The following is a 21,458-nucleotide window of genomic DNA, read 5'->3' as shown; positions in this document are numbered from 1 at the left end:
CTTTACGTCAAGAGCTTGCCCCGCACCCAGTCGCGCAGCGGGTCCACCCGGGTCGTCGTCTCGTCCTCGACGTGCGGGCAGGACGGGCCGGTGCTCTCCACCGCGACCAGCACTCCGTCCCGGAAATAGGGCGCCCCGGAGTCGTACTCGCAGGCGCTCGTGTCCGCCGCCGGCCGGTACCCCTTGACGCCGAGCGTGACCGGCCCGACCGTCGACACCTTGACCTGCCCGGTCTGCAGGTGGGTGGCCGGCCCGGCGTCGGTCGCGGCGAGCTTGCCCCACCCGGCGATCCGCAGCACGTCGCCGGCCTTCGGCGCGCGGTCGGCGATCCGCAGCGGCACGACGTCGTACACGGGCTGAGCGAGCTTGGCCATCGCGATGTCGCCGCCGGGCGCCTGCTGCACCGAGACGACCTTCACCACGTGCCCGCTCCTGCTCGCGAGATCCGCCCGCCCGACCGTGGCCGTGGTCTCGTAGGGGACCGCCCCGGAGACGGGATCGCGCTCGCGGTCGTGGAAGCAGTGCCCGGCCGTGATGATCCACCACGGCGAGAGCAGGGCCGCCGAGCAGAAGCTGTCCTCTTCGGTACCGTCGGGTCGCGGGACATCGTGCATCGCCAGCCGTACCGCGAACCGGTAGCGGCCCTCGGGCACCGGACCGCCGTTCGCGACCGCGTCGGCGGGGGTGGCGGCGCTCATGCCGGCCGCGGCGGCCACGGCGGCGAGGGCGGCGACGCGGGCGATCCTCGACATCATGGTTGGCTCATCTCCAGGTTCGTGACCTTCTATGCCTTCGAATGAGCCTTGTGGCGCTTGTGGGCGTTTTCGTCCGATAAGTCGGGCGCTGGCGCGCCGCGACTTATCGGATTTTTCGCCTTTCAGGTTATATATCGTAAATGTCCGATCACGGAGTGTCGGACATTTACGGGTGTCACTTGATTGGTTCGAGATCCATGAACACGGGGTCGGTCAGCTGCCCGTTCGCCGTGATGTGCAGCGCCGCGGTCTGGGCCGGCGGCGTGCGGCGGTCCCAGATGCGCTGGTTGCGGATCGTCGCCGAGCTCACCCGGGCGTTGAGGCAGATGCCCGAGGCCGGCCGCCCCGGCGTGCCGTTGCCCCGGATCCGGTTGCTCACCAGGAACGGGTCGATGAGCTCGCCGTCCACGCGGATGCCGTCGCCGGCGTTGTCCCAGATGTCGTTGCCGTCCAGGACAATGTCGCTGGCCGGGACCGAGATCGCGCCGGGGAGGTTGTGCTGGCGGTACCCGTGGCCGCCGTTCCGGCTGATGCGCGTCGCGCTGACCGTGTAGCCGCCGGGGGTGTTGCCGATGCTCACGCCGTCGCCGGGGTTGTCGTCGACCACGCAGCCGGTCACCACGCCGTAGCGGCCCGCCACGTGGGTGGTGCCCTGCCCGGAGACGTCGAAGCCGGCGGTGTGGTTGCCGATCATGGTGCAACCCGAGATCAGCAGGCCGTCGGCGCCCCAATCGGAGATCCCGTACTCGTTGTCCTCGGCGTGGCAGCCCAGGATGCGGATGCCACGGGGCGGGGTCCATCCCGCGTCCTGCAGCTCGACGAAGATGCCGTTCGTACCGTTGCGGCGGGTCACACACTCGGAGACGGTGAGCCGTTCGATCGGGCCCCAGCCGCCGACCCCGATGCCGATGCCCGCGCCGCCCTTCTCCCAGCCCGAGTCGAGCCGCCCGCAGTGCACGGCGACGATCCGCTCCACGGTGCAGTCCTGCAGGAAGTCGCAGCCGAAGCCGGTCGCCGGGGTGTCGTGGATGTACAGGTCCCGGAACGAGCCCCGCACGACGTACTGCATCCCCAGGCCCTTGGCCAGCACGTCGTAGGCCGGCAGGGTGATCTGGGAGCCGTCGATCTCGAAGCCGGCGAAGGTCACATCGGCGATCGGGCGCTCGGGCGAGGCCCCGTGCTGCAGGGTGGTCCAGAAGGCGAGCGGCACCGGGGTGGCCGGCGCGCCCGGGTTCGACAGCACGAAGCGCGTGGCGGACGGCCCGTCGCCGATGAGCGAGACCCCGGTGCGCCAGACGGTGCCGGCGTCCTTGATGGCGTACGTCGCCGCCGGACAGTGGATCACCTCGCCCGGCGGGCAGGAGTCGACCAGCTTCTGCAGTGCGGGCTGGTCATTGGTGACGCCGTCGCCGACGAGGCCGTGGTCGAGCGCGTTGATCACGTAATGGGCGATACCCGCAGGGCGGCGAGTATGCGCGCCAGCTCGGCCCGATCCCGCTCGGGCAGCGCGGCGAAGAACCGCTCACCTTGCGCGCCCCGCTCGGCCCGGATCCGCTCGGCGGTGGCGGCGCCGGAGGCGGTCAGCCGCAGCAGCGTGGCCCGCCGGTCGTTGGGGTCGGGCAGCCGCTCCACCATCCCGCGCTCCTGCAGCCCGTCGACCACCTCGGTGGCCGAGCGGGGCGCGATCAGCAGGTGCTCGGACAGGCCGCTGGGGCGCATGGTGCCGTGCTTGGCGAGCACGCCCAGGGCGCGCGCCTGCCCGGGCGTGATGCCGAACGGCTGCAGCGACTCGTGCGACTGGTGCCGCAGCCGGCGGGCGACGCCCCAGAAGAGCTCCGCGAGGCTCTCGTCCTCCATGGGAATACGGTACCAAAGCTTTGTGTTGTTCCCTCATAGTGAGGTAACCTCAGCATTGTTCCCGAACGAGAGGTGTTCCCCTTGGAGCCCAATCCCCCCACCCGCGTCCGCGGGTCCCGCAAACTCAGCGCCGCCGAGAAGCAGCAGGCCAAGCAGGTGTCGCTGGCCCGCATCGGCCGGCTGTTCACCGCCCACCGCCGCCGCCTGGCGCTCGTGGTGCTCATCATCGTGGCGTCGTCCATCATCTCGATGGCCTCGCCGTTCCTGCTGCGCGAGGTCATCGACCGCGCGCTGCCCGGCAAGGACGTCCGGCTGCTGGTCTGGCTGGTGCTCGGCATGGTCGCCGTCGCCGCCGTGACCTCGGCGCTCGGGGTGATCCAGACCTGGCAGTCGACCAAGGTCGGCCAGCTGGTCATGCACCGCCTGCGCGTCGACGTGTTCACCCACCTGCAGCGGCAGTCCGTCGGCTTCTTCACGCGTACGCGCACCGGCGAGGTGCAGTCCCGCATCACCAACGACATCGGCGGGATGGAGGCGGTCGTCACCAACACCGCCACGTCCATCGCCTCGAACCTCACCACCGCGGTCGCCACCGCCGTGGCCATGGCCGCGCTGTCCTGGCGGCTCTCCCTGGTGTCGCTCGTCGTGCTGCCGCCCGCGATCTACCTGACCCGCAAGGTCGCGAGCATGCGCCGCGAGATCACCGCCCAGCGCCAGCGGGAGCTGGCCGACCTCAACGTGACCATCGAGGAGGGCCTGTCCGTCAGCGGCGTGCGCCTGTCCAAGACGATGGGCGCCGGCGCCGCGGTCGTGGGCCGCTTCACCGAGTCCTCCACCCGGCTGATCGACCTCGAACTGCGCTCGGAGCTGGCCGGCCGCTGGCGGATGGCCTCGATGAGCATCATCTTCGCCGCCATCCCGGCGGTCATCTACCTGAGCGCGGGACTGCCGATGACGGCCGGGTCCCTCAGCATCGGTACCCTCGTCGCCTTCACCTCCCTGCAGGCCGGACTGTTCCGCCCGCTGATGGGCCTGCTCGGGGTCGGCGTGCAGCTGACCAGTTCGCTGGCGCTGTTCGCGCGGATCTTCGAGTACCTGGACCTGCCCGTCGAGGTCGCCGAGCCGGCCCACCCCAAGCAGCTCCGCGACGTGCGCGGCCATCTGCGGTTCGAGGACGTCACGTTCACCTACCCCGGCAGCGATGCGGCGGCGGTGGCGGGGGTCTCACTGGACGTACCGGCGGGAACGTCTTTGGCTCTTGTCGGTGAGACCGGCTCGGGCAAGAGCACGATCGCCGCGCTCATCGCCCGCCTGCACGACCCGGGCGCCGGCCGGATCACCATCGACGGCGTCGACCTGCGCGACCTGCGGCTGACCGACCTCGCGGCGATCGTGGGCGTGGTGAGCCAGGAGACGTATCTGCTGCACACCACCGTCCGGGAGAACCTCCGCTACGCCAAGCCGGACGCGACCGACGCCGAGATCGAGTCGGCGGCGCGCGCGGCGCGGATCCACGACCTGATCGCCGGGCTGCCGGAGGGCTACGACACCGTCGTCGGCTCGCGCGGGTACCGCTTCTCCGGCGGCGAGCAGCAGCGCATCGCGATCGCCCGCACGCTGCTGCGCGATCCGCGGATTCTGGTCCTCGACGAGGCCACGAGCGCCTTGGACAACGAGACCGAGCGGGCCGTCCAGCGCGCCTTCGACGACCTGGCCCAAGGTCGCACGACGATCACGATCGCGCACCGGCTGTCGACCGTGCGGGACGCGGATCAGATCGCGGTGGTCGACCACGGGCGGATCGTCGAGCGCGGGACGCACTCGTCGCTGCTCTCGGCCGATGGGACCTACGCCACCCTGGCCGCCTGATCCGGGGAGTCCCTGATGACGGCGGTGGCGCGGCAGGAGCATGCTAGGTGCATGGGTCGTTTCCTGGTTGGTGCCATCGCGGTCGTCGTGGGCCTGTTCGTGGTCGGCGCGATCGCCGTGTGGGTGTTCCACGCCCTGTTCAGTGTGCTCGGATACCTCATCGTCGGCGCGCTCGTGGTGGGCGGGGGCATCTGGCTGTACGGCAAGGCCAAGCGCGGCCTCGGCAGCACCCGCAACCAGCGCCGCCTCGAGGCCACCGTGGCCACGTGGAAGCAGCGCAACAACGGCTGAGCGGTAGCTCTCAGTTCCGGCGCACGATCGCGGCGTTCAGAGCGGTCGCGAAGCCGGTCCAGGCCACATAGGGCGCGAGGGCGGCTCCGGCCGCCCGATCGGCCTTCCACGCCCGCCGCAGCAGGTCGACGTTCGACGCGTTGAGCAGCGCGATCTCGGCCAGCGCGGCGCCGGGCTTGCGCGCGCCGAAGAACACCGCGGTCCACCCGGCGTTGAGCGCCAGGTTGGTCCCGTACGCGATCGCGAAGTCCCGCCGCTCGCGCCCCTTGCCCGCGTCGAGGGCACGGGCGCCGGCGAGGGCGATCAGACCGTACAAAGGCGTCCACACCAGCGGAAACGCCTGCCGCGGCGGCTGCCAGGACGGCTTGTCCAAGCGCCGGTACCACGAGTCGCCCGGCTTCGTGACCAGCGACCCGACCCCGGCCGCGAGAGTCACCGCGGCGGTCGTTTTGAGCCATGTGGGAACGCGCATATCGAGCTGATACCCACCCCTAGCGCGGCCTCACCTCCAGCACCCGCGTCGCGGGCACGTCGGCCCCGAACCGCTCCCGCAACGCCAGCCGCTCCGGGTCGGCCATGAACCCTTCCAGCCCGTCGCGCGCCGCGAAGTGGATGATCTGCACCTCCTTACGGCCGCTGGTCAGCCGCCGTTCCAGGGCGCCGCCGTGCCGGGGCAGAAGGGCCAGGACCTCGTCTTCGTACTCCGCTGAAGCCTCCGACACCAGCTCGACCAACGCCACCAGCAACAGTCCCGTCATGCCCAACGCATATCAGAACGGCGCTCGATACGCCTCCCCTTACCGCCGTTCGCGCTTCGCCTTTGACGCACTTCGGCTTTGACGCCTTTCGGTTTATGACGCCCTTCGCCTTTGACGCCCTTCGCCTTTGACGCCTTTCGTCTTGGGCACACCGGCCATCCGCGGCATTGCGGGAACGCCGGCCGTCGGCTCAGTACGATGCTCGATGCGCCTCCACGTATTGCGCGAACGTGCGCGCCGGCCGCCCCAGGATCGCGCGCACCCCGTCGGTCGGCGGGTGCTGCGGGCGATCGAGATGCCGCCGGTACCGGTCCATGAGCGCCTCCGCGAATGCCGCCGGCATGCCACCGCCGATCATGCCCCGCGCCGCGACCTCGGGCGGGACCTCCTCGAACCGCAGCGCCCGGCCGAGCACCGCCCCGATGATCGCGACCTGCTCGCCATGACTGAGCGACTGCGGCCCGGTCAATTCCAGCACCCCGTCCCCCGCCCCGAGCAGCGCCGCCGCCGCGACCTCGCCGAGATCCCGCTCGTCGAGGAGCGATTCTTCGAAGCCCCGGAAGGTGTACCGCACGACGTCCCCGCCCCGCACCTGCGCCCCGAACGCCCGGACGGTGTTGCCCGCGAACGAACTCGCGCGCAGCGAGACCCACGGCAGCCCACTCCCGGCCGCGGCCTGCTCCGCCTCGCGATTGCGATCCCCGGCCAGCCGCGACGGCTGGTACTCGTCCGGATCGTCGACGTTCATCGCCGACAGCGCCACGATCCGCCGCACCCCGCACTCCCGGGCCAACGCGGCCAGCTCCCCGGCCCGCTCCCCCACCGCGCGCGGGTGCAGGAACAGCGCCTCGACCCCACCCTCCCGCAGGATGTCCTCCGCGCTGCCCCCGCCGGACCGACTGACCCCCCGCACCTTGTGCCCACCAGCCTCCAGCGCCGCGACAAGATGGCGCCCGACGGTGCCCGTAGCACCAGTGACCAGCATCATGACAGCTCCCTCTCCGGTATGGTTTCTATCCGAGACCAATATCTTACGAGGTTCATACTATATGAGTTCCGTACCGCAGTCACGCCGCCGGGCGACAAACGCCGTCAAGGAATCACTGCGCGCGCTCGGCACCCAGCTCACCCTGCTCAACCACCGGGTAGGCGCCCAGCTGGAAATCAAGGACGTCGACTTCGACTGCCTGGACGTGATCCACCGCCACGGCCCCCTGAGCCCGACCGCCCTGGCCCGCCACACCGGCCTGCACCCAGCCACGATGACCGGCGTACTGGACCGCCTGGAACGCGGCGGCTGGGTCGCCCGCGAACGAGACCCGGACGACCGCCGCGCGGTGCAGATCCGCGCCCTCCGCGAGCGCAACGCCGAGATCTACGCCCTGTTCGCAGGCATGAACGACCGCATGGACGACTTGTGCGCCGACTACGACGAAGCTGAACTGGCCCTGCTGGCCAAATTCCTGAACCAGGTCACCGAAGCCGGCCGCGCATCCTCGGACCAGGACTTCAGCTGAATCCAGCGGCCCCACGGCACCAACGCCGCACGCAAGTCGTAGCGACGCGACCTCAGCCGACGTCGACCCACGCGTTGACTCGCGCGACCAACGCCGCACGCAGGTCGTGGCGAAGGGGCTTCAGCCGACGTCCCAAATTCGCACGACGCCGTCCCGCGTGCCGGTGGCGAGGCGGTCGGCGCGCGCTGGGCAGAAGGCGAGCGCGTCGATCGGGCTGTGCGCCTGATCGAACGACCGGATCAGCTTGTGAGCACCGGGATCCCACAGGTGTACCACCTGATCCTCGCCCCCACTCGCCAGCACCCGCCCGTCCCGGTCGAAGGCGACGGCGTTCACCGCCCCCGCCGAGCCCGTCAGCCGCGAAGCGACCACCCCGGCCTGCCCCGTCCACAGCAGGATCTGCCGGTCGGCCCCACCACTGGCGAGCAGCGTCCCCTGCGGATTGAAGGCCACCGCGCGGATGGTGTCCGCGTGCTGGACCGATTCCTCGACGGGCAGACGACGGCCGTTTTCCTTCGACGTGTACACCGCGATCACCCTCGAAGCCCCGCCCAACGCCACCTCGTCGGCCTCGCCGGCGGCCGGGCTGAAGGCGACGGCGGTGATGGCCCCGGGGTTGAACACGTCGAACTCGGCCACCTGAGCGCCCGATTCCACGTCGAGCACCACGGCAATGCCCCCGTCACCACCGGCCACGAGCGTCTTCCCGTCCCGCGCAAAGCTGAGCGCGGTCACGGCGAACGGCGTGCCACCCTGCAAACTCTGCCGCCGCTCCTGGCGCGTTTCCACATCCCAAAGGTGTACGCGCCGATCCTCCCCTCCCGCCGCCACCAACCTCCCGTCCGGGCTGAACGCCACCGCCCGCCCCGACGCCGCCGTGGTCAGAACGGTGGCCTTCTCCCCGTCGACGTCCCACAGCCGCAGCGTCTTGTCATCCCCGACGGCCGCGAGAAGCTCACCGTCCGGACTGAACGCCACGGCCCGGACGGCCCCGACGGCTCCCCGCAGCTCGGCCACGACGGGCCCGCGCAACCAGTACCGCACCCCGAGAACGCCCGCCACCAAGACAAGCACCAGGGCCGCCGCAATGAAGAGCCGCCGACGGCTCCGCGAAGCCGCACCACCCGCAGCAACGACGCCAGACCCCGGCGCCGCACCTCCGGAAACAGCCCCAGACCCCGCCGCCGCGCCCACGGAAACAGCCCCGGGTCCTGACGACGCACCCACGGAACCAGCCCCAGGCCCCGACGACGCACCCACGGATTGCGACGGAACGACCGCCGGGGCGACCGGTCCGGACGGCACGTCCACCGGCTTCGACACCGCCGCTACCGGTTCCGACGTCGTGACCTCGGCTCTGGACGGCGCGACGGCCGGTTTCCACGGTGCGACCACGGTTTCGGACGACTCGACCACGGGATCTGCCGACCCCACGGGCTCCGCCGCGACCGGCCGCGTCGACCCGGACTTCGGCTCGAGCTCCACGGCGGCCCGACCTACCGGCACCGAATCCCCGGCGGCCCGGCTCCCGGATCGGTCGGCCAGAGTTTCCGACGCGGCGGGCAGAGTTTCCGACGCGGCGGGCAGCGTTGCCGTCGAGGCAGTCGCAGTTTCCGGCAAGGTGCGCGAGGTTTCCGGTGCGGCGGGCAACGTTTCCGGCAAGGCCGTAGGAGTTTCCGCCCAGGTTGCCGAAGTTTCCGCCTGGGTTGCCGGAGTTTCCGTCGAGGTTGCCGGAGTTTCCGTTGCGGCGGAACGGTTTTCCGTTCGCCGGGCCGCACCCGGCGGGTTCCAGGCGAACGCAGAGTCCACTGTGGACAGCTTAGAATAGGTTGTCGACGGGCGGATCGCGATGACTGGCGTGAGCTCCTCGGTCGGGAGGGTCGTCTCCCAGCGCGTGGCCGGCGCGAGCAGGCTGCCTTCGGCCACGACCAGTTCCGGCTGGTCGACGACCGTCGGGGCGATGCGCAGCTTCCGGTGCAGCAGCGTGGCCGCGAGCGGGATGCGGGACGACCCGCCCACGAGAAAGACGCCGGCGATGCGTTCCGGCACGGCGCCCGCGTCGCGCAGGACCTGGACGGTCAGCGCGACGGTCCGGTCGAGGTACGGTCTCGCCGCCGCCTCGAACTCCTCGCGGGTCAGGTGCAGGTTCGTGTCGACCAGCGGCAGGTGCAGGTCGGCCGTGGCGTGCCGGGACAGCTGCTCCTTGGCCGCCCGCGCCCCCGTCCACAGCGCCCGCCGCGCGGCCTGATCGGCCCGGTCCTGCGGCCAGTCGAGCCGCCCCCAGGCCGCGGCCGCCCCCGGCGTCAGCGCCCGCGCGTGCTGCACCACCGCCGCGTCGAGGTCGAGCCCGCCGACGTCGGTCAGCCCGTCCGCGGCCAGCACCGCGAAGCCCCCGCCCTCCGCCCGCCGCACCACGCTCACGTCGAAGGTCCCGGCCCCGAGGTCATAGACCACCACGGTCTGCCCGGGCCGAAGGTCGCGCACCGTGCCGAAGTACGCCGCGGCCGCCACCGGCTCGGCGACCAGCCCGACCTCGCCCAACCCGGCCCGCGCGGCAGCTTCCGAGAGCAACCCGAGCCGCGTCCGCCCCCACGCCGCCGGATGGGTGAGCACCACGTCCCCGATGAGGCCGCCAGAACCGACGAACCCGCCCTCGACCCGCCCAGACTCGCCGCCCGCCCAACGCCCGTCGGGACCGATGGGATCACCCGCCACGCGGTGGGCCTCGATGGCGACGCGGCGGAGGATCGCGGCCAGCACCTCGGCGACCGCGTACTCCCGCTCACCCAGCCAAATCGTCCCGTCGTCGATCCGCCGCTTCGGGTTCGCCTCAAGACCGGCCGGCTGCGCAACCGCCGCCCGCTCAGCATCGAGCCCCGTCAGCAGCGCAGACCCACCCCCCGCGAAGGCCGCCGGCTCCCCCGGGAGGACCGCCGGCTCCCCCGCGAAGACCGCCGACGACAGCAGCGGCGAAGCGTCGAACAGCAAAGGCCGCCGCGCCGCCCCGGGACCCGAAAGCACGGCAACGGTCGTGGAGGTGCCCAGGTCGATGCCGAGCCGGTAAGCCACGCCCCCAATGTACGAGCCGCGACCAAACCCTAACGCGCGGCAGCCGCCCGGGCCATCAGGTGGAACGCCTGCGCCTCCGCCGAGGTGCCCGGCCGGTCGAACGACGGCGCCCCGCACACCGACGTCACCACCCCGTCGACCACGTACGGTTCGACGGCAGCGACGAGCGAGTCAGCCAGCGCACGGTACGAGGACGGCAGCCACCCGTCCGCCACCCCGGTGTAGGCGGCGTACGCGAGCATCTGCGCCAGGTTGGCCTCGCGGAAGCTCCCCGGATCGTCGAGCACGTCCCCGAAAAGCCCATCCTCCCGCCGGTACGAGATGCAGGCGTCGATGACTTCGCGCGCATGCCCAGCCAAATCGGCGCCCAGGTCAGGGGCGTGGTGGATGGCCCGCGCGAGCCCGGCCGCGACCCACCCGCTCCCGGTCCCCCACAGAGACGGGCGCGTGTCCGCGGCCAGGTAGAGGCCGTCGCGGCACAGGGCAGCGCGATGGCCCAAAACCTGCTGAACAGCCAGGTCGGGGCGCCCGGCCAGGGCGAGCATCGGGACGACCATGTACACCGAGTCCGCCCACACCTCGGGCGTGTCCAGCACGTGGTAGAGCGTGCCGTCCGAGGCGCGCGGGGCACCGTTGACGACCCAGTCGAGCTGGCGCGCGGCGGCGGCCGGATCAACCAGTACAACACCCTGATAAAGCGACGCCGAATTCACGGCGCCGCGCTCCCCGCCGATCGTGCCCAGGCGGCCGTCCGGCGACTGGTGCACGACCGAGTCGCGGGAGAGCCGGGCGGCGAGGTCGGTGTGGCCCAGGTCGAGCAGGGCGTGGACGGCCACGCCCTGCTCCCAGTTCTGGCGCTGCATGGCCAGCAGCGTCAGGAGGACCGGGTCGGTCAACGCTGCGGCGTGAGCACGAAGAGCGGGATCTGCCGGTCGGTCTTCTTCTGGTACTCCGCGTAGTCCGGCCAGGTCGCCGTGGCGCGCTCCCACCACTCGGCCTTCTCCTCGCCGGTGACCTCGCGGGCCGTGTAGTCCTGCTTGACCGGGCCGTCCTGGAGCTCGACGTGCGGGTTGGCGACGAGGTTGTGGTACCAGACCGGGTGCTTCGGCGCGCCGCCGAGCGAGGCCACCACGGCATATTCGCCGTCGTGCTCCACGCGCATCAGCGGCGTCTTGCGGATCTTGCCCGACTTGGCGCCCAGCGACGTCAGCACGATGACCGGTCGCCCCCGCAGGGTGTTGCCCTCGGCGCCGTTGGTGCGCTCGTACAGCTCGACCTGGTCGCGCGACCAGTCGGTCGGGCTCGGCTCGTACTCACCGGACAACGGCATGGTGCTCGCTCCTCACTGATCCTTGATCTCCCCGTCGACGCTACCCGGCCCGGTGCCGCTCGACGCGCGTTCCACCCGCTCGCGTTCCGGGTCGGCCGCCCGTTCCTCGGCGTCCTCCTCGCGCCGCTCGTCGTCGTCGGTCGGCTCGGTGCCGGGGGCGGCCTGGTTGTCGGTGGGCTCGCCGTCGGGGTGTTCCGCGAGGTACCGGATGGCGGTGTTGCCCACCGCGAGCAGCGGCACGGCGACGAGCCCGCCGACGATGCCGGCCGCCACCACGCCCGTCGTGATCGCCAGGATGACCGAGAGCGGGTGCAGGGCGACCGCGCGGCCCATGATCAGCGGCTGGAGCACGTGCCCTTCCAGCTGTTGTACGGCGATCACGACCGCCAGCACCAGCAGCGCGCTGACCGGCCCGTTGGTGACCAGCGCGACGAGCACCGCGACCGCGCCGGACAGCGTGGCGCCGATGACCGGGATGAACGCGCCGAGGAACACGAGCGCGGCCAGCGGCAGGGCCAGCGGCACCCGCAGGACCGCCAGGCCGATGCCGATGCCGAGCGCGTCGACGAACGCGACCAGGACGGTGGCGCGGACATAGGAGACGAGGGTGTACCAGCTGTAGTGCCCGGCCCGCGCCACCGGCAGCTGGGCCTGGCGCGGCAGCAGCCGGCACAGGAACGACCAGATCTGCCCGCCGTCGCGCAGGAAGAAGAAGAGCGTGAACAGCACCAGGAAGAAGCCGGTGACGACCTCGCCCAGGGTGGTCGCGGTGCTCAGGGCGCCGGTCGTGAGCATGCTCCGGTTGGCCGTGACCTGCTTCTCCAGCGAGCTCATGGTGTCGCTGAGCTGCTTCTCGGAGATGTGCAGCGGCCCGGACGCCAGCCAGCTCTGGATCTCGTCCAGCCCCTCGCCGACCCGGCCGGTGAGGGTGTCGAACTGGGCGATGAACGTGGTCACGATGGCGCCGAGGCCGCCGAAGACCACCACCAGGCCGCCGACCAGCACGATCGCGGCGGCCAGCGACCGGTTCAGGCCCCGTTTGCGCAGCAACCCCGCCACCGGCTCGAGCAGCGCGGCCAGCAGGATCGCCACGACCACCGGGATGACCATGAGGCGCAGCGCGGCGATGAGGCGCAGCAGCAGGTAGATGGCCAGGATGAACAGTACGATCCGCCAGGCCCAGGCCCCCGCGACCTTGATGCCGCGGGGGATGCCGTCCTCCACAGTGGACGCCGGCCGGACCTCCACCGGTCCCGTCACCGTGAACGGCGGAACGCGCCGCGCCGTGCTCAGGCGCGTCCGTGCGCGCTCGCCGACCTCAGTAATCCACTGCGCCATGCCTCGGCTGTACCCCTAACGGGGTGCGATCAACCGGTTCTTACTTCTGTCGGTCGTATCGCGAGAAATCGTCGTCGTTGTCCTTGCTCGACGTGCGCCAGATGTCTCCGTTGCACGTGTACTTCGTGTCGTCGAGGTTCGGCTCCAGCTCGATGCGGCCCTTGTCCACGCCGTCGACGCTGATCGTCACGACGGTGGTCGCCTCGCCGCCGGCGTACGAGATCTGGCCGTCCTTGGTGGTCATCTTCCACTCGGTGCGCCCGGCCCAGGTCGCCGTGACGGTGCGCCCGTCGTCGGTCTTGCCGTTGTACACCGTGTTCGTGTCGTCCTCGATGGCCTCACCGTCGGCCTTGATCTCCCAGAGCTTGCCGCCGCCGGTCATCTTGATCGGCTTGGTGATGTTCGCGCGGGTCGCGGTGTCGGTGCCGGTGAGGTCGACGAGCTTCTGGTACGTCGTCTGCTTCCACTTGCCGACCAGGCACTTGTCGACCGGGCCGCTCTGCGTGGAGGCGCCGGCCTGCGGGCTGCTCGGGGTGTCGGAGCCGCGGTTGAGCGCCACCACGACGATCGCCACCACGACAATGACGAGCAGCACCGAACTGATGATGAGCGCGGGAAAGAAGCGGTTGCGCCGGCCCGACCCGTCCTGCAGCGGCGGGGCCGAGGTCTGGTACGCCGGGGGCTGCTGCTGATACTGCGGCTGCTGGTACTGCGGCTGCTGGTACGCCGGCGGCGCGCTGTAGGGCTGCGTGGCGTACGGGGCGGCGGAGTACGGCTGCGCGGGCTGCTGCTGGGGATACTGGGGCGGCTGCTGGGGGTACTGCGGCGGCTGTTGCGGGTACTGCGGGTACCCGCCCTGGGGCGGCTGCTGTCCGTAGCCGCTGTTCGGGTCCGGCTGCTGCCACTGGCTGCTCGGGTCCACGATCCCTGTCCTCCCGCAACGTTCACGCACGCATTGCCTGTCATTCGCCGTCGAGAATGGCATACGGGCGCATCTTTCGCAGGTCGTCGCTTCCGACAAAAGCCGCGAATCGTCACGGCGCTGACCTGCGAAATTCCACTTGGCGCCAACTGGCCGACCCACAGCGGCCGTTTGTGTGTGACGATCGATCGCAGCGGGTACACGTCGCGCACCGGGCAGGCCCGTCGGAGGAGGTTGGGCGTCATGCTCAGCGAGAGCGAGCAGAAGCGGCTCGCAGACATCGAAGCCGCGTTGCAGAGCGACGCGCGCTTCGTCAACGGATTCAACCGGGCCATGACTCGCCGGATCACGCCCCGCCGGGTGACCGCGGTCGTCATCGCCATTGCCGCAATCGTCGGAGTCATCATCGGCCTGGCCGCGGGCACTGTCTTCTGGACCGTGCTGGCGATCTGCGCGGTGGGCGTCGCCGGCGGCGTCTGGACCTACCGGTCGGCCCACCCCGAGCCGCCGGCCCCTTCGATAGACCCCGAACTCTGATCTGACCTTCCGCGATCCCCGGCCCCTTCCCCCAAGGGCGCCGGGGACTCGTGTTTTTCCGGCCCCCCGCGCGCCGATCTTGCGAGCGGCCGGGCGAAGCGCGACAGTTGTGCGGTGATGCCCCCAATTGCCCGGCTCAAGGTGGCTTTGAACGGCGGCCGCCCGCCCGGCGCGCACCCGGCGCTGCCCACCTCGCCCGAGGAGCTGGCCGCCGCCGCCCAGAACGCGGTCGCGGCCGGCGCGGAGGCGGTCCACCTGCACCCGCGCGACGGCCGCGGGGCCGAGTCGCTGGCCGCCGCGGACGTGGGCGCGGCCGTCGCGGCGGTCCGGCGCACCTGCCCCGACACCCCCGTCGGCGTGACCACCGGCCTGTGGATCACCGGCCGGGACGTCGCCGCGCGCCAGGAAGCGGTGGGCGGGTGGGAGAAGCTTTCACAGTACGAGCGACCCGACTTCGCCTCGGTGAACGTCTCCGAGCCGGGCTTCACCGCGCTCGCCGCCACGCTGGGCGAGCTCGGCATCGCGGTCGAGGCGGGCGTGTGGACCTTGGAGGACGCGGGCGCCCTGTCGATCGCCGGCGGCGTGCCCCGCGTGCTCGTCGAGATCATGCGCCCCGAGGTCGACGCCGAGGCCGTGCTGGCCCGGCTCGACGAGGTCGGCGTGGGCGGCGAGCGGCTGCTGCACGGCGAGGGTGCGACCTGCTGGCCGATGATCGCGCTGGCCGGCCGCCTCGGGCTGCCCACGAGGATCGGGCTGGAGGACACGCTGACCGGCCCGGACGGCCAGCCGGTGCAGGACAACGCCGCATTGGTACGGCTGGCGCTCGGCCACTGGTCCGCCGCCCGTTCAGCCGCGTAGGTCCCAGGCCACCCGCGAGAGCACGGCGCCCAGCGGAGCGTCGAGCAGGATCGTGGCCAGCGCATCGCTGCGCGTCGGTCCCTGGTTCACGATGGCGATCGGCAGCCCGAGCTTAGCCGCCCGCACCACGAACCGCCGCCCCGACATCACGGTCAGCGACGATCCCAGCACCACCAGGGCCGCGGATTTTTCAACAAGCTCGAAGCAAGTTTGTACCCGCAGTGCCGGCACCGTCTCGCCGAAGAACACGACGTCGGGCTTGAGCAGGCCCCCACAGCCGGTGCAGTCCACCACCACGAAGTCGGCCGCCTGCTCGTCGGTGAGGTCCACGTCCCCGTCGGGATTGACCTCGCCGGCGACCGCGGCGTACCCGGCGTTGGCCGTGCCGAGCCGGGCATCGAGCTCGCCGCGCGCGGACAGCTCGCCGCACGCCAGGCAGACCACCCGATCGAGGGCCCCGTGCAGCTCGACGACCCCGTCCGCCCCGCCGGCCTGGTGCAGCCCGTCGACGTTCTGCGTGATGACCCCGGTGAGCAGGCCGAGCCCCTCCAGCCGCCCGACCGCGTGGTGGCCGGCGTTGGGCGCGGCCCGCGCGATGGTCCGCCAGCCGAGGTGGCTGCGCGCCCAGTACCGCCGCCGCGCGATCGGATCGCGCGTGAACGTCTGGTACGTCATCGGCTGGGCGTTGCGGCGGATGCCGCTGGGGCCGCGGTAATCGGGGATTCCGGACTCGGTCGAGAGCCCGGCCCCACTGAGCACGAGCACCCCGCCTTTGCCGACAAGCGCACTGAGCGCCGCGACTGACTGTTCCACGTGCTCAATACTGCCTCGCGCGGCGCGGGGCGGATCTTATGAGCATGAGCACGCGAGTTTTTTTGAGCTTGAAAGGTCTTTCGCTGTATGGGCGCCTTGGCAGCGGGGTTTTCACAACCCACTGGGGCTGGACGGGCACTGGAAGGTCTCAGCACTGTATGGGCGCCTTGGCGGCGGGGTTGGACCGTCGAATGTCCTGAAAAGCGGTGGGGGAGCTTCGCTCCACCCACACCCCCTCAAAACCGCACCTGGTTCTCTATGGAAATGTAGTGGGATGCGCGCCATGTCCGAAATAAGCGACATGTCCCTGGTCGCCGAAGGCGTCCGTGACGGGGCGCACAGTGGGTGCGGCGGGGGACGTATCGTGTTCGGCATGGGTTTGGTGAGCAAATTCAACGCGTGGCGCCGCAAGCTGCAGGAGCAGCCGGGCACCACGATCGACCTCGAACCGATGCGCGCGTTGCTGCCGGAGATCGAGAAGCGCGAGGCCGAGCTGTCCGAGCTCACCGACGACGAGCTTCGTGCCGCCGCCACGGCACTGCACCAGCGCGAGGACACGCAGGACTTCGTCGAGGCGTGCGCGCTCGGGCGGGAGGCGGCCAAGCGGGCCCTGGACGAGCGGCCGTACGACGTGCAGCTCCTCGGCGCCCAGGTCCTCCTCGCCGGGCACGTCGTCGAGATGGCCACCGGTGAGGGCAAGACGCTGACCGCCGCGATCGCCGCCGCCGGGTATGCCGCGCAGGGGCCGGTCCACGTGATCACGGTCAACGACTACCTGGCCCGGCGCGACGCCGAGTGGATGCGCCCGGTGTACGAGCTGCTCGACCTCACCGTCGGCTGGGTCAACGAGGGCTCGACGCCGGACGAGCGGCGCACCGCGTACGCGCAGGACATCACGTATGTCTCGGTCAGCGAGGCGGGCTTCGACCTGCTGCGCGACTCGATCGTGACGAACACCGCCGACCGGGTGCACCGCGAGTTCGCCACGGTCATCGTCGACGAGGCCGACTCCATCCTGATCGACGAGGCCCGGGTGCCGCTGGTGCTGGCCGGCTCGACGATCGCCACCGAGGACCAGCCGATGGCCATCGCCGAGATCGTCGGCGGGCTGCACCGGGACCGGGACTACGAGGTGGTCGACGAGGGGCGCACGGCCCACCTGACCACCCGCGGGCTGGCCAAGGTCGAGCAGGCGCTCGAGGTCGACCTGTACGCCGAGGAGAACGTCGACCTCCTCACCGCGGTCAACCTGGCCCTGCACGCCGAGGCGCTGCTGGCCCGGGACGTGGACTACATCGTGCGCGAGGAGCGCGTCGAGCTCATCGACGAGTTCCGCGGCCGGGTGGCCCAGCGGCGCCGCTGGCCCGACGGGCTGCAGGCCGCGGTCGAGGCCAAGGAGAAGATCCGCTCGAGCGGCGGCGGCACCGTCCTGCAGACCATCACGGTGCAGGCGTTCCTCACGCAGTACAAGCGGATCTGTGGCATGACCGGAACGGCGATGCCCGTCGGCGACCAGCTCCGCGAGTTCTACAAGCTCGAGGTCGCGGTCATCCCGCCGCACCTGCCCAACATCCGCAAGGACTGGCCGGACCGCGTCTACGCCTCGGCCGAGGAGCGCGACATCGCGGTCGTCGCCGAGATCGTCGCCATGCACGCGACCGGGCGCCCGGTGCTCATCGGCACCCTGAGCGTGGCCGAGTCGGAGCGGCTGGCCGCCACCCTCGCCGAGGAGGGCGTGGAGTGCGTGGTCCTCAACGCCAAGAACGACGAGGCCGAGGCCGGGATCGTGGCCGAGGCCGGTGCGGCGTCGGCGGTGACCGTCTCCACCCAGATGACCGGGCGCGGCGTCGACATCCGCCTCGGCGGCAGCGACGAGAAGGAGCGCGAGCGGGTCGCCGAGCTCGGCGGGCTGTTCGTGATCGGCACCGCCCGCAACGACTCCCGCCGCATCGACGACCAGCTCCGCGGGCGCGCCGGCCGGCAGGGCGACCCGGGCGAGTCGATGTTCTTCGTCTCCCTGGAGGACGAGCTCATCGAGCGGTACGGCCCGGAGCCGATGCCGATGGGCCAGGCCGACGCCGAGGGCGCGATCGAGGACGAGGACGTGCGGTGGGCCATCGGCTCCGCCCAGCGGGTCGCCGAGACCGTCAACCTGGAGATCCACCGCAACACGTGGCGGTACAACTACCTGCTCGACCAGCACCGCCAGCTGCACGGCAAGCGCCGCGAGGAGCTGCTCACCACCGACGCGGCGGCCGAGCTGCTCGCCGAGCGGTCCCCGGACAAGTACAACGAGCTGGCCGAGGAGCTGGGCGAGGAGACGCTGCTGCGGATCGCCCGGGTCATCGCCCTGTTCCACGCCGACCAGGCGTGGTCGGAGCACCTGGCCGACATGAGCGAACTGCGGGAGGGCATCCACCTGCGGGTGCTCGGCTCGCAGGACCCGCTGGACGAGTTCCACCGCGAGGCCATCCCGGCGTTCCGCGGCCTGCTGGCCGAGATCGACAACCGCATGGTGGCCGAGTTCGACGAGCTGGAGATCGACGGGCCCGACTGGGAGCCGGAGGACGCGGGCCTGGTGCGGCCGAGCGCGACCTGGACCTACGTCGTCAGCGACAACCCGTTCGGCTCCGAGATGGAGCGGTTCTTCGCCGGCATGGTCAAGCTGTTCCGCAGTGGCAAGGGCGTCAAGAAGTCCTGATCCGGTACCGCGAAAAGGCCGCCGCTTCTCGCAAGCGGCGGCCTTTGCCGTGGTTGTTACACGAAAAGCGCTACTGTTCGAGCGCCTTGAGCAGCGCCTCGTTGAACGCGGGCAGGTCCTTCGGCTTGCGGCTACTGATGAGGTTGCCGTCCACCACCAGCTCCTCGTCGACCCAGGTGGCGCCGGCGTTGCGGAAGTCCGTCTGCATCGAGGGCCACGACGTGATCCGCTTGCCGCGGACGGCGTCGGCCTCCATGAGGATCCAGCCGCCGTGGCAGATCACCGCGATCGGGCGGCCCAGGGCCGCGAAGCCGCGCACGAACTCGACCGCGGCCGGCTGCCAGCGCAGCAGGTCACCGTTGGCGACGCCGCCGGGCAGCACCAGGGCCGCGTAGTCGCCGGGGCGCGCGTCGGCCGCCGTGACGTCGACGTCGAACGTGTCGGCCGGGTCGAGGTGGTTGTACCCGCGGACCTGCCCCGGCTCGGGCGAGACCAGCCGCGGCGTGTGGCCCCCGTGCTCGACCGCCTTCCAGGGCTCGGTCAACTCGACCTGCTCGATGCCCTCCTTGGAAACCAGGAACGCGACATCCATCGCTCTCGTCCTCCTTTTCGAGCGGTTTTGTACGCCATTCCGGTACCCGTTATGCGGGCGCCCAACCCGACGAGGCCTTCACGCGGTACATCGCGGCGTCGGCGTCGTGCAGCAACTGCTCGGCGGTGCGATGCAGCTCACTCGTGCTCGCGCCGATGCTGATCCCGATCCGCACCGGCCCCGCCGCGAGGTTGAACGGGGCGCGGATGGCGGCGCCGAGCCGGTCCACGATCTCGGTCTGGACGAGGCCGGCGGTGACACCTGGGAGCAGTACCAGAAACTCGTCTCCCCCGAAGCGGGCCGCAACGTCGCTGGACCGGAGGCTGCCGCGGATGCGTTTGGCCACGTGCACGAGCAACTCGTCGCCGGCCGCGTGCCCGAGCGTGTCGTTGACCTTCTTGAACCCGTCCAGGTCGAGGAAGAGCAGCGTGAACGGCGGCCCGCCGGCGTCCGCCCGCGCGACCGCCGACTCCAGCGTGGCCAGGAACGAGGCCCGGTTCGGCAGCGCCGTGAGCAGGTCGGACAGCGCGCTGCGGCGCAGCCGGTCCTCCTGTTCGCGCAGGTCCAGGGCCACGGTCAGCAGCGCGGCACACTGGTTGGCCAGCTCCCGCCCGTCCTCGACGTCGCACTCGACGGTGTCCACGACGGCCAGCCAGCCCCGGTCGCTCGCGCTGATCTTGGCCGGCACCAGCACGACGGCCTGCCCGGGCCCGGCCGCGGCGATCAGCTCGGCCGGCGGGAACGCGTCGATCGTCGTCGGCCCGCCCGGAATCGCCGGCCCCGCCGCCCGCCGCCACCCCGGCCCGCGGGTCAGCTCCCCACCGGGCCCGCGCAGCGCGATGGCCGCCGCGGTCGCCGGCGTCGCCGCCAGCCAGGACGGATCCCGCGGGTCCGTGTCGCGGTTATACAGAAGAGCCGTGTTCAGCGTGTACTGCATGCTGATCAGCGACCGCAGATGACGCCGATCGGCGAACTGGACCCCGTTGTTCGCCCGTCCGAGCACCATCATGAGCTCCTGCACCCGGCCCCCGACCCGCCCGGCGGCGGCCACATCGAGCCCGGTGATCGTGCCGGCGTACTCCTGGATGGCCCGGAAGATCAGCCGCAGCGTCTCCAGCGACGGGTTCAGCGCGTACAGCCGCTGCAGCACGCCGGTGGCCCGCACCACGTCCTCGGGCGCCTCCGCCACGACCGCCTTGACCGTGGCCTCGACCGCCTCGTCGACGGCGGTGCCCGACCCGGGAAGCCGCAGCCCGGGCGGCGGCAACGCACCCCGGAACCGCTCCGCGAGCCGCTCCCGCCCCTCCGGCGCCGAGGTGGGCGGCAGGGTGCCGGCGAAGTCGGTACACCCACAGGAAGACCTCGGCAGAAAGACCGCCGGCAGCCGGGTGGTCCCGACCGCCTCCCCGCCGAGCGCCCGCAGCAGCAGGTCGACCGCCCGCTCCCCCATCGCGTCGAGCGGCTGGGCGGCGCTGGCCAGCTCGGGCCGCAGGAACGCGGCGACGTCGATGTTGTCGAACCCGGTCAGCGCGTAGTCGCCCGGACAGTGCAGCCCGGCCGCGGCGAGCATCCGCTGCGCCCCGATCGCGTTGCGGTCGGTGCCGGCGATGAGCGCGGTGGCCCCGGTCGCCCGCCAGTCCTCGGCGCTCCAGGTGATCCCGCTGTCGAGATTGTCCGACGCGGGCAGGAACAGATCGGCCCCGCCGCCGACCGCCTCGACGGCACGGCGATAGGCCTGATAGCGCTCGGCGACGTCGGTGGCCGCCAGGTACCCGGTGAACGCGATCCGGCTGTGCCCGTGCGCCCGCAGGTGGGCCACGATCTCGCGGATGCTGGTGCCGTTGTCGGGCAGTACCGCGGGGAAGTGCTCCTCCTGATGCCCGACGAGGACCACGTGCTTGCCGGCCCGCCGCAGCCGCGCCAGATAGGCCGGGGTGACGGCGTCGGCGAGCACCACGAACCCCTCGGCCTGCCGCCACGCCACCGGCTCCTGAAACGCCGGATTGCCCCCGTTGATGCTCATGTCGGCGGCGGCGTCGAGCGTCTGCACGGCGATCGTCCGGCTGCCCCGCCGCTCGGCGGCCGCCGCGACGGCACTCACGAGGCGCCCGTAGTACGTCCCGCCGACAAAGGGGGACAGCACCCCGATGACCCGCCCCTGGACCACCATCGGAGTATTCCAGGAACTTTCACATTCGGTGCGACAATCCCTCACACGGATATCGTTTGTTTACCCCTGCACCGCCGGTTA

Annotated in this window: 20 protein-coding genes; 6 read left to right on the top strand and 14 right to left on the bottom strand. The window is 71.3% G+C overall.

The genetic code is table 11. The features are described 5' to 3' along the window. Positions 1-2: 2 nt before the first annotated feature. From ACQP00_RS11620 to ACQP00_RS11610, 3 genes are all read right to left on the bottom strand, one after another. Positions 3-755 carry a S1 family peptidase gene (locus ACQP00_RS11620; RefSeq protein ID WP_433218126.1) on the bottom strand — a complete coding sequence of 251 codons (753 nt, stop codon included), beginning with the start codon at positions 753-755 and terminating at the stop codon, positions 3-5. 175 nt (positions 756-930) lie between these two features. After that, the gene (locus tag ACQP00_RS11615; RefSeq protein WP_433218124.1) at positions 931-2,196 is read right to left on the bottom strand and encodes a right-handed parallel beta-helix repeat-containing protein; all 1,266 of its coding nucleotides are present in this window, start codon (positions 2,194-2,196) and stop codon (positions 931-933) included. Beyond that, a complete protein-coding gene (locus tag ACQP00_RS11610) occupies positions 2,193-2,612 on the bottom strand; it encodes a MarR family winged helix-turn-helix transcriptional regulator (RefSeq protein WP_433218122.1) in 420 nt (139 codons plus the stop codon). The genes ACQP00_RS11615 and ACQP00_RS11610 overlap by 4 nt, the downstream gene beginning before the upstream one ends. 81 nt (positions 2,613-2,693) lie before the next feature. Here ACQP00_RS11610 and ACQP00_RS11605 point away from each other — a divergent pair, with 81 nt between their 5' ends. Together ACQP00_RS11605 and ACQP00_RS11600 are read left to right on the top strand one after the other, a co-directional pair. Further along, complete coding sequence (locus ACQP00_RS11605; protein WP_433218120.1) at positions 2,694-4,481, top strand: ABC transporter ATP-binding protein; 1,788 nt, start codon at positions 2,694-2,696, stop codon at positions 4,479-4,481. A 51-nt stretch (positions 4,482-4,532) separates the two neighbouring features. Continuing rightward, positions 4,533-4,772, top strand: a complete 240-nt coding sequence (locus ACQP00_RS11600) for a hypothetical protein (protein WP_433218118.1) — start codon at positions 4,533-4,535, stop codon at positions 4,770-4,772. A gap of 10 nt (positions 4,773-4,782) precedes the next feature. Here the strand turns inward: ACQP00_RS11600 and ACQP00_RS11595 are convergent, their stop codons facing one another. The 3 genes from ACQP00_RS11595 to ACQP00_RS11585 all read right to left on the bottom strand — a co-directional run bounded on the left by ACQP00_RS11595 (position 4,783) and on the right by ACQP00_RS11585 (position 6,518). Beyond that, on the bottom strand, positions 4,783-5,244 hold the full coding sequence (locus tag ACQP00_RS11595) for a TspO/MBR family protein (protein ID WP_433218117.1): 462 nt from the start codon (positions 5,242-5,244) through the stop codon (positions 4,783-4,785). A gap of 19 nt (positions 5,245-5,263) precedes the next feature. Further along, complete coding sequence (locus ACQP00_RS11590; protein ID WP_433218115.1) at positions 5,264-5,530, bottom strand: hypothetical protein; 267 nt, start codon at positions 5,528-5,530, stop codon at positions 5,264-5,266. Between the two features lie 190 nt (positions 5,531-5,720). Continuing rightward, positions 5,721-6,518 (bottom strand): NAD-dependent epimerase/dehydratase family protein, encoded by a 798-nt coding sequence (locus tag ACQP00_RS11585; protein ID WP_433218113.1) that lies wholly within the window; start codon positions 6,516-6,518, stop codon positions 5,721-5,723. Between the two features lie 61 nt (positions 6,519-6,579). Between ACQP00_RS11585 and ACQP00_RS11580 the strand changes: the two genes are divergently transcribed. Beyond that, positions 6,580-7,047 carry a MarR family winged helix-turn-helix transcriptional regulator gene (locus ACQP00_RS11580; RefSeq protein ID WP_433218111.1) on the top strand — a complete coding sequence of 156 codons (468 nt, stop codon included), beginning with the start codon at positions 6,580-6,582 and terminating at the stop codon, positions 7,045-7,047. Between the two features lie 120 nt (positions 7,048-7,167). Here ACQP00_RS11580 and ACQP00_RS11575 read toward each other — a convergent pair whose 3' ends face one another. Genes ACQP00_RS11575 through ACQP00_RS11555 form a run of 5 tightly spaced genes read right to left on the bottom strand, consistent with a single transcriptional unit; the run spans position 7,168 to position 13,706 of the window. Then, on the bottom strand, positions 7,168-10,116 hold the full coding sequence (locus ACQP00_RS11575; RefSeq protein ID WP_433218109.1) for an Hsp70 family protein: 2,949 nt from the start codon (positions 10,114-10,116) through the stop codon (positions 7,168-7,170). Between the two features lie 29 nt (positions 10,117-10,145). After that, complete coding sequence (locus tag ACQP00_RS11570; protein WP_433218107.1) at positions 10,146-11,012, bottom strand: glycoside hydrolase family 88 protein; 867 nt, start codon at positions 11,010-11,012, stop codon at positions 10,146-10,148. Beyond that, complete coding sequence (locus ACQP00_RS11565; protein WP_433218105.1) at positions 11,009-11,446, bottom strand: nitroreductase family deazaflavin-dependent oxidoreductase; 438 nt, start codon at positions 11,444-11,446, stop codon at positions 11,009-11,011. Before ACQP00_RS11565 ends, ACQP00_RS11570 begins: the two co-directional genes overlap by 4 nt. 12 nt (positions 11,447-11,458) lie before the next feature. Further along, positions 11,459-12,784: an AI-2E family transporter gene (locus ACQP00_RS11560; RefSeq protein WP_433218103.1), complete on the bottom strand. Its 1,326-nt coding sequence runs from the start codon at positions 12,782-12,784 to the stop codon at positions 11,459-11,461. Between the two features lie 40 nt (positions 12,785-12,824). Further along, positions 12,825-13,706: a hypothetical protein gene (locus ACQP00_RS11555; protein WP_433218101.1), complete on the bottom strand. Its 882-nt coding sequence runs from the start codon at positions 13,704-13,706 to the stop codon at positions 12,825-12,827. A 243-nt stretch (positions 13,707-13,949) separates the two neighbouring features. Here ACQP00_RS11555 and ACQP00_RS11550 point away from each other — a divergent pair, with 243 nt between their 5' ends. Then, a complete protein-coding gene (locus ACQP00_RS11550) occupies positions 13,950-14,243 on the top strand; it encodes a DUF3040 domain-containing protein (RefSeq protein WP_433218099.1) in 294 nt (97 codons plus the stop codon). A gap of 117 nt (positions 14,244-14,360) precedes the next feature. Then, a complete protein-coding gene (locus ACQP00_RS11545) occupies positions 14,361-15,101 on the top strand; it encodes a 3-keto-5-aminohexanoate cleavage protein (protein ID WP_433223817.1) in 741 nt (246 codons plus the stop codon). Here ACQP00_RS11545 and ACQP00_RS11540 read toward each other — a convergent pair. After that, positions 15,090-15,923, bottom strand: coding sequence for an NAD-dependent protein deacetylase (locus ACQP00_RS11540; RefSeq protein ID WP_433223815.1), 834 nt, complete (start codon positions 15,921-15,923; stop codon positions 15,090-15,092). The genes ACQP00_RS11545 and ACQP00_RS11540 overlap by 12 nt on opposite strands. Positions 15,924-16,287: 364 nt before the next feature. Between ACQP00_RS11540 and secA2 the strand changes: the two genes are divergently transcribed. Continuing rightward, entirely contained in the window at positions 16,288-18,615 is a 2,328-nt protein-coding gene (gene secA2, locus ACQP00_RS11535; protein WP_433218097.1) for an accessory Sec system translocase SecA2, read from the top strand. 70 nt (positions 18,616-18,685) lie between these two features. On the opposite strand, the gene ACQP00_RS11530 is transcribed toward secA2, so the two are convergent. Next, positions 18,686-19,207 carry a type 1 glutamine amidotransferase domain-containing protein gene (locus ACQP00_RS11530; protein ID WP_433218095.1) on the bottom strand — a complete coding sequence of 174 codons (522 nt, stop codon included), beginning with the start codon at positions 19,205-19,207 and terminating at the stop codon, positions 18,686-18,688. A gap of 49 nt (positions 19,208-19,256) precedes the next feature. Next, a complete protein-coding gene (locus ACQP00_RS11525; protein ID WP_433218093.1) occupies positions 19,257-21,377 on the bottom strand; it encodes a diguanylate cyclase domain-containing protein in 2,121 nt (706 codons plus the stop codon). Positions 21,378-21,458: the final 81 nt, after the last annotated feature.

The sequence above is a fragment of the Dactylosporangium sp. CS-047395 genome (assembly GCF_050942185.1).
Classification (GTDB): Bacteria; Actinomycetota; Actinomycetes; order Mycobacteriales; family Micromonosporaceae; genus Dactylosporangium.
The sequence above is the reverse complement of the archived record's forward strand: the minus strand, read 5'-3'. Positions and strand labels throughout refer to the sequence as shown.